This is a genomic window from Halobacillus sp. BBL2006 (genome assembly GCF_000786645.1).
Classification (GTDB): domain Bacteria; phylum Bacillota; class Bacilli; order Bacillales; family Halobacillaceae; genus Halobacillus.
The window spans coordinates 1-2,052 of the sequence record NZ_JRNX01000518.1; the positions used below are offsets into that span (position 1 = coordinate 1).

Below are 2,052 nucleotides of genomic sequence, written 5' to 3' on the forward strand. Positions count from 1 at the left end.
TTATCTTTTTTGTTTTGCTTTTCGGTTATTCATTATTGAGAACCTTTTTATTTAGGCAATCGACATGGAAGGGGCGTAATATAGCAGGGAAGAAAAGAGGCTCTTCTTGATGATTATTATGAATATCGTCGCCTGGCTGTTTATTCATTTAAGTGTGAGTTTCCTAGTCTCTCAATGTCCTGAATCTTTTATTATGTCTTTTCCAAAAGTGTATAGATTGAAGAGGTGGGAGAAAAACGGGAACATCTATGAGCGTCTTAAAATAAAGAAATGGAAACACCGTCTTCCTGAAGCAAGAAAATGGGTTAATCAAGGAAAAGGGAAGACTGGAATCTACTTACGCAATGTGACAGATTTCCACACGTTCAAGATGCAAACAAATCGCTCTGAGCTGTCTCATTGGTTGCAAATGCTGCCAGCACCGTTTTTTTTTCTGTTTAATCCCCCATGGGCCGGCTGGATCATGATGTTGTATGCAGTTTTATTTAATTTGCCTTTCATTATGGTACAAAGATACAACCGTGCTCGTATTGAAAAGTTGCGAGCCTATCTTTAAATAAGGCAATCCTAGGATATACAAACTCTATTAAACAGGTAAAACCGAGTCCCCTGAAAGAGGATTCGGTTTTTTCATTGTATTTATCCGGTTTCCAAATTTAGCTCAATTATTTTAAATTTTTCTTAATGTATTGAATGATTTTACGGAGTTCCTTTGGATGAGGACGGCCGAAAGGGCTGGTTTGTCTTTGCTGATAAAGAAGCTTCCCATTTTCATCTGTTAAAAAGTAGGCGGGTTCGCCGTGAGTGCCGTGGTCTTCATAAGGACTGTCTATATTGTGATAGTGAACGCCGTATTCTTTCAAGAAGGTTAACTCCTGATCAGCCAACACAGGAAATGTAAAGTCGTTTTCTTCCACCATCTTCTTCAAACTATCCAGATGGTCGGTAGAAATCGTCGTCAATTTGATTTGTTTATCTTCAAAATATCCTTTACTTGCTTGAAGCTCTTTCAATTCTTCCATACACGCTGGGCACCACGATCCTCTGAAATAAATGATCAAATGCCAGCTGCTTCCGTTTTCGTTCCTATGGTCTTCAAACGAATAGTCAGTGCCAGAAGTCGTCGGTAATGTAAAATCAGTGACTTTTTCACCTAATTTATATTCGCTCATAAAGATCCTCCTATACTAAATGCTTAGTATTTCTATACCCTATTTACCAATGATTTACACTAAGGAGATAGGGGTAAGAGATTGGAAAGGAGGAGTTGCATGAGTCGGGTGAAAGCATTATTTTTAAACGCATCCTTAAAGAGTTCAGAAAATCCGTCAAATACAGAAGCTTTATGGAAAGAGGTAGAAAAAATCTATGAAAGGGAAGACGTTACTTATGAGAGTATCCGGTTAGCGGATTATTATCTCCCTTATGGAATAAGTAAAGATCTGGGCGAGGGGGACGAATGGCCATATATCTTTGAGAAGATCAAAGAAGCGGATATTGTTGTGCTAGGTACACCACTGTGGCTGGGAGAGAAAAGCAGCATAGCGACTAAGGTGCTTGAACGAATGTATGGCAGCAGCGGTGAGACAAATGATTATGGACAGGCGGTCTATTATAATAAAGTTGCCGGTGTCGTGATTACTGGTAACGAAGATGGAGCGAAAAATGCTGCTCAATCCATCCTATACCGGATGTCACATATCGGTTTCGTCATCCCGCCCAATGTAGATGCCTACTGGGTAGGAGAAGCTGGACCAGGTCCATCGTTTATTGAGGCAAACGGAATCGAAAATGATTTTACGAAAAATCATATTGAGATGCTTGCTTACAATACAGTGCACTTAGCAAAAATATTTAAAGAACAGCCAATCCCAGCAATTGGTAATACGCAGGAATGAGACATTGAAAAAGCCTGATCCACTTGGACCAGGCTTTTCTTTATATTATCATCTTGTTAACTTTTCTTAAGAACTGGTTTTCATGCGCTGGTGCTTCCACATCATGTAGCGGTATCGGATGGTACAGCCGATACAAAAGCCGAGAAGAGCGAGG

3 protein-coding genes are annotated in these 2,052 nt (G+C 39.9%); 2 read left to right on the forward strand and 1 reads right to left on the reverse strand.

Annotated elements, in window-relative coordinates; all coding sequences use genetic code 11:
* Positions 1-109 precede the first annotated feature (109 nt).
* Positions 110-556, forward strand: a complete 447-nt coding sequence (locus LD39_RS15080) for a hypothetical protein (protein WP_035548953.1) — start codon at positions 110-112, stop codon at positions 554-556.
* Between the two features lie 109 nt (positions 557-665).
* On the opposite strand, the gene LD39_RS15085 is transcribed toward LD39_RS15080, so the two are convergent.
* Positions 666-1,172, reverse strand: a complete 507-nt coding sequence (locus LD39_RS15085; protein WP_035548956.1) for a peroxiredoxin — start codon at positions 1,170-1,172, stop codon at positions 666-668.
* Between the two features lie 99 nt (positions 1,173-1,271).
* Here LD39_RS15085 and LD39_RS15090 point away from each other — a divergent pair, with 99 nt between their 5' ends.
* Positions 1,272-1,898, forward strand: a complete 627-nt coding sequence (locus LD39_RS15090) for a flavodoxin family protein (protein ID WP_035548959.1) — start codon at positions 1,272-1,274, stop codon at positions 1,896-1,898.
* Positions 1,899-2,052 lie beyond the last annotated feature (154 nt).